Source organism: Gilliamella sp. B2717 (genome assembly GCF_026536675.1).
GTDB classification, from domain to species: Bacteria; Pseudomonadota; Gammaproteobacteria; order Enterobacterales; family Orbaceae; genus Gilliamella; species Gilliamella apicola_I.
On record NZ_JAFNNQ010000072.1, the window covers coordinates 1 to 4,800 of the forward strand.

General features: G+C 35.5%; 9 protein-coding genes and 1 pseudogene. 1 reads left to right on the plus strand and 9 read right to left on the minus strand.

The genetic code is table 11. The features are described from left to right. Nucleotides 1-316 precede the first annotated feature (316 nt). Nucleotides 317-523 carry a SymE family type I addiction module toxin gene (locus J3U35_RS06695; RefSeq protein ID WP_267360395.1) on the plus strand — a complete coding sequence of 69 codons (207 nt, stop codon included), beginning with the start codon at nt 317-319 and terminating at the stop codon, nt 521-523. Nucleotides 524-641: 118 nt separating this feature from the next. Here J3U35_RS06695 and J3U35_RS06700 read toward each other — a convergent pair whose 3' ends face one another. From J3U35_RS06700 to J3U35_RS06740, 9 genes and pseudogenes are all read right to left on the minus strand, one after another. Continuing rightward, complete coding sequence (locus J3U35_RS06700) at nt 642-779, minus strand: SMI1/KNR4 family protein (RefSeq protein ID WP_267360397.1); 138 nt, start codon at nt 777-779, stop codon at nt 642-644. 24 nt (nt 780-803) lie between these two features. Further along, nucleotides 804-1,079, minus strand: a complete 276-nt coding sequence (locus tag J3U35_RS06705) for a hypothetical protein (protein WP_267360399.1) — start codon at nt 1,077-1,079, stop codon at nt 804-806. Next, entirely contained in the window at nt 1,076-1,237 is a 162-nt protein-coding gene (locus J3U35_RS06710) for a hypothetical protein (protein WP_267360401.1), read from the minus strand. The genes J3U35_RS06705 and J3U35_RS06710 overlap by 4 nt, the downstream gene beginning before the upstream one ends. Nucleotides 1,238-1,239: 2 nt before the next feature. Then, a complete protein-coding gene (locus tag J3U35_RS06715) occupies nt 1,240-1,503 on the minus strand; it encodes a hypothetical protein (protein ID WP_267360402.1) in 264 nt (87 codons plus the stop codon). Between the two features lie 109 nt (nt 1,504-1,612). Next, nucleotides 1,613-1,876 carry a MafI family immunity protein gene (locus J3U35_RS06720; RefSeq protein ID WP_267360403.1) on the minus strand — a complete coding sequence of 88 codons (264 nt, stop codon included), beginning with the start codon at nt 1,874-1,876 and terminating at the stop codon, nt 1,613-1,615. Nucleotides 1,877-1,885: 9 nt separating this feature from the next. Then, nucleotides 1,886-2,243 (minus strand): annotated as a pseudogene (locus J3U35_RS06725) (EndoU domain-containing protein); the annotation flags it as partial. A gap of 166 nt (nt 2,244-2,409) precedes the next feature. Next, nucleotides 2,410-2,742, minus strand: coding sequence for a hypothetical protein (locus J3U35_RS06730; RefSeq protein WP_267360405.1), 333 nt, complete (start codon nt 2,740-2,742; stop codon nt 2,410-2,412). A gap of 1 nt (nt 2,743) precedes the next feature. Then, the gene (locus J3U35_RS06735; RefSeq protein WP_267360407.1) at nt 2,744-3,112 is read right to left on the minus strand and encodes a hypothetical protein; all 369 of its coding nucleotides are present in this window, start codon (nt 3,110-3,112) and stop codon (nt 2,744-2,746) included. Between the two features lie 29 nt (nt 3,113-3,141). Further along, a partial coding sequence (locus J3U35_RS06740) for a VENN motif pre-toxin domain-containing protein (RefSeq protein WP_267360409.1) occupies nt 3,142-4,800 on the minus strand: 1,659 nt, incomplete at its 5' end.

Genomic DNA, 4,800 nt, shown 5'->3' on the forward strand with positions numbered 1-4,800 from the left:
TATCCCGACTTAATTCATTGATATCCTGTTTTTGCTGCTCTTTATTGCGGATGATTAACTCGCCTTTTTTCAACCGCCGATTTTGTCGTGCTTGAGTCACTATCACTGTTTTGATAAGCCGTTGTCGGTGCCATGCCCCCGGTAACGATACTGATCGAGACTTGTCTTACTTTTGTTTAGTGGATATTAGATAAAGGATAAATGAAAAGCTTAGAATTAACTTAAGTTTGAGCGGGAAGGTTTAAGAAAATATAGTGAATAACGGCATAGATTAACGACGAACTGCTAACCACAACAACTAATGAGGGTAGTTATTATGGTTAAAACACATTCTAAACTAAAATCAACCACAGACAAAACACCGGCACTACAACCCAATGAGCGATTCTATACTGTGGATTACGTGCCACAAGGCACAAAACCCAACCCCAAACCACAACTGACCATTAAAGGCAGGTGGCTGGAGCAATTTGGTTTTTATGCGGCTGCCCTGTTATCGTTAAGATTGAACAGGGCAAGTTGATGATAGAGATTGATTTGAAACTTTAAAACGATATAAAAGAACTCTATTCATTTTAATTGGCTATTTTCATAATTTATTTAATAATGATCTTAATTCTAAATTTTGACTAATAAACTATTTAATCTCCATTAATCCATACTTGTTCTACCCAATCTGCAAGATCTTCCCAAGAATCATTGCTATAGCCATCTGGTGTCCAATAATGTACTTTACCATTTGGAAGTAAACAATAATAGCTACCATCAGCTTCCGGCAATAAATGCACAAATCTTTAAATAAATCAACCAATATTATATTTATAACAAATATCTTTTGCGGTTACTTCTCCAGTATGAAGTTTATCAAATTCTTCTTTAGTAATTTCAGTTTTACATTCACCACCTGCTAATGAGCCAGATATACATGAAAATAAATATTTATCTCCAACCGGTTTTATTCTCCACCAACTAGCTCCTTTGGGATATTCATTTTCTTCAACTATTGGTTCTTTATACTCTAAAGGTTCTCCTTCAATTTCAACGGGAACTCCTCCAAAATTAAATGTTACTTTCGTCATTTTGATTTCCTTAGTAATTGTTCGTTAATTTTATTAAGATTTAGTATGGTTCCTTGAGGTTTATGTGAAAAATCCATCACAGCTTCAACAACACCTCCAGAGGTATAACCACCTGGTTTCCAAAATTTATTAGCTCCACTTTCATTACCTGAAGGCATCCTTAATCCAGAAATATTATTTTTTCTATAACAACTACTACTGTATCAGAATTACTTAAATAACCTTTATCTAGCCCTAATTTTTGTTCAACTATTCTTAAATCACCTTTTGATTCGAACATTACTCTTTCAAATTCAGACTTAGGTATAACAAAACCACCATCTGGACCATATGTTCCATGCTTACTTATTCCACTTTTTGACGTAAATCTAACTGCACCATCATCAAATTTAGCTAAATGTGCTCCAATTTCAGCTTTTGACATATAAGTACTTGGATCTGGACGAAATCCTTTTTCTTTAGCAAGAATTTTATTTATTTCTTCTTCACTTAAACCCGAAATATTTCCTGCAGTCCCCTTTCCAGCTATAATTTTACTCAGAAATTAAATCAGACATATGTTTAATGCTAATATCATTAGTATCCATTTTTAATTCATTACAAATACTAATTGCAATATCATATTCTTTCTTTGTAATCGGCACTTCGTATTCACTAATATGATCACAAATTGTATCAAAAGCTAACCCTCTTTCATTGCAATCAACATAATAAATAGCATCTTGTAAAAGATCGTTATCTAAGCGATTTTTAAATAATTCACCAAATTCTTTAATTTTATTATCTAAATATTGCATTTTTTACCTTTATTTTATTGGTTTATAAGTATTTGGGACAGGAGCTTTGTCAGGAAATGCCGTTATTATTTTTCCATTCGCTGGCTGATAGACAACTCTTATTCTTACCCCATCGCGAACCTCATAAGAAACCCACTTTGCAGGTTTACCTTTTCCCGTGTAAATACCGCCAGTACCTGTTTGTGCATACCATTGTGTATTAGTCGATGTCGCAATATCCCCTATTTCATGGACAATTTTGTCTGCAGACCAATCCTTAGGAAATGTGGTTTTACCAGGATTTCCTGGGTACATGTGTCCCCCCACTTGTTGGTCCATCTCCATATAATATATGCTGCTTAGCTTCAGGTGATAGAATATCGACGTACTTCTGATTTTCAGGCGATATTTTTGCACCCGTCTCCTTTCCAGCTTATCATCGGCCAACTGATGCTCGATCGGGGGCTGTTGATTATCAGGCTTGAGATATTGGTATAGATGTCAAAGTAAAATCCTCACTGTTTAAGGTAAGGAGCTTACTATCACATTTATATTTAAAAATAAAAAAATAACCCTGTTTTATATTTTATTGCATTCTCAACTTGAGTTAATAATTTAATTAACACTTCGCTATTATTTGACATTATTGTATTTTGAATAATATTTCTAGCAATTATAAGTTTATCAATATCGGTTATCTTTTCATCTTCATAATCATCAATATTTAGTCCTAATTCATTATTAAGTTGCTGAATAACATTACTCTTTAGAAGGTTGGCATAATTATCCTCATCAAGAGTTAACTCAATAAGATCACCATTGATACATTTATCAAAATCTAGGCGCTCCATTGCACTTGTATTTACTGGAACGGATATATATTTCATATTATTTATTCCTTTCTATATTAAAATGAGTTACCGCATTATATTCACCTTGATTTCGGCCAGCTTCTTTTCCATTCTCTAATAATTTGTTGTTAGGAATATTTCCATTCAAATCCAAATAAGCCCTTTTTCCCGAAATATTAGGGTTATAAATTCGGAAGTAGTTTCCAGATATATCCTCAACAACCTGTATACCTGTCGTTGGATTAGTATAAATTCTTTTCCCTTTTTCAGTTGTAGTTATTATTGGATTTGTACCTGCAAAATCATTAATAGCTTTATCAAGATTTCCTGTAGGCCAATTATTTGAATATTGTTCAGCCCTAGCAGCACCAACTGTTAGTTTTTCTGTATTTGTAGCACCATTCACCTTACCAGCATTAATCTCTTGTTCTTTTTTTACATGCTCACCAATTTGCTACTTTTGTTGGCTTTCTGATTGGTAGCCTGATTATCTAGTATTTTATCCTTAGTCTCTTTATAATTTCCACCACCTTGCTCGACATTTCCTTTGCCGTGTTGCGTTTCTAAGGCTGTTTTATCTAATGGTTTGTTGGCATCCGTTCCCTTTCCAGCTATTTGTTGCTTTTTTCCCTTACTAGCATCATTAGTGATTTTACTATAAGCCCCTAATGTAGCTAATTTAAGTCCATCTTCAAGGCTTAAACCTTCATTACGAATTTGATGAACAATTGCATTAACATCCGGACCTGAACCAAAAGCACCTAACACGCCATCCTTTATAAATTTTTCTTGTATTTGTGACTCAGATAAACCTTCTGCTCTCCATTCTTCTAATAGGATTAAACCTCTTATTTCAGCTAAATGGGGATTTCCAATCAAACCTGCTGGAGTCATATCCATTGATGAAGCATCATAAATATCCCAAAGATTTCGATTACCTCCAGCCTCTTTTTTTGCTTCTTCAACACCTCCAAGCATTGAATCATTATACCATGTTACAAGTTGCTCAAAATCTGCTTTTGTTAATTGCCCAGATTTATATAAATCAACTAATTTCTGACCTGCTTCCTGCTCTTTTTGATAATAATCATTATAAACTGCGGTTTTACATTCATCACTTTGACAGTTCATATATTGTTTTTGGAGCTGATCTATTTCATCATAACCAACAACATCTTTAATCCTTTCATAAAGCTTTTTGTTTTCCTTATTAAGCTTTTCAACACCTCGTTCATTACTTAACAAGTTATTTTCAACCGCATTCTTACCTGCTGCTATACCCGTGCTGACGTCACCAACATCACCGCCCACACTGGCAACCGCCAGTCCGGTGGCAAGTTGGGCTAAGGCACTGATGTTTTGTTTTTCTGCTTCGGTTAAGTCCTTAACGTCTTTTCCATAGAGCTGCTTGCGTATGATATCCGCAGCAAGTTCTCCGGTTACGGCACCAGCACCGCCGGCAAGTCCTGAGTTGCCTTGTAGTTCAGCTACCACCGCACCCAAAATCGCATGGGCAATAAGATTACCGGCTACATCATCGGTCTTCCAGTTTCCGTTTTCATCCTTATGACCGGTATGCTTTTTGATTTGCTCCGCGACCCAAGGCGCACTGGCACCGGCTAGTCCGCCTGTGATGTCACCGGTGATAATGCCAGTCACTATCGATATCGCACTGTCTATCCCTTTGCTAACATCACTCCCCATTCCGCCCAGATTTTTATTATTTTCTCTATTCGTTTTTAACTGCTCATCAACCGCAACGTAATAGAAGTAGTCTTTATTCTGATTATAATAATCCTCAACAGTTTTATATTTGGCTTTTTCTGCATCACTCAGCTTATTATAGGCCTTTTCCGCTTCCAGCTTTGATAACGCATCCTTATTTTTATCTACGTCATTTTGCGCCTGAATTCGGTCATACTTATTCATTACACTTTTTGCTTGCTGTGCTATGTCTTTGATAAGCTCGACCGTTTCTATTATGTCTAACTCTTTTTGCTTATCAAATATCTGTTTCAGCGGATTATTCGCACTCTCCGTATCCCGACTTAATTCATTGATATCCTGTTTTTGCTGCTCTTTATTGCGGATGAT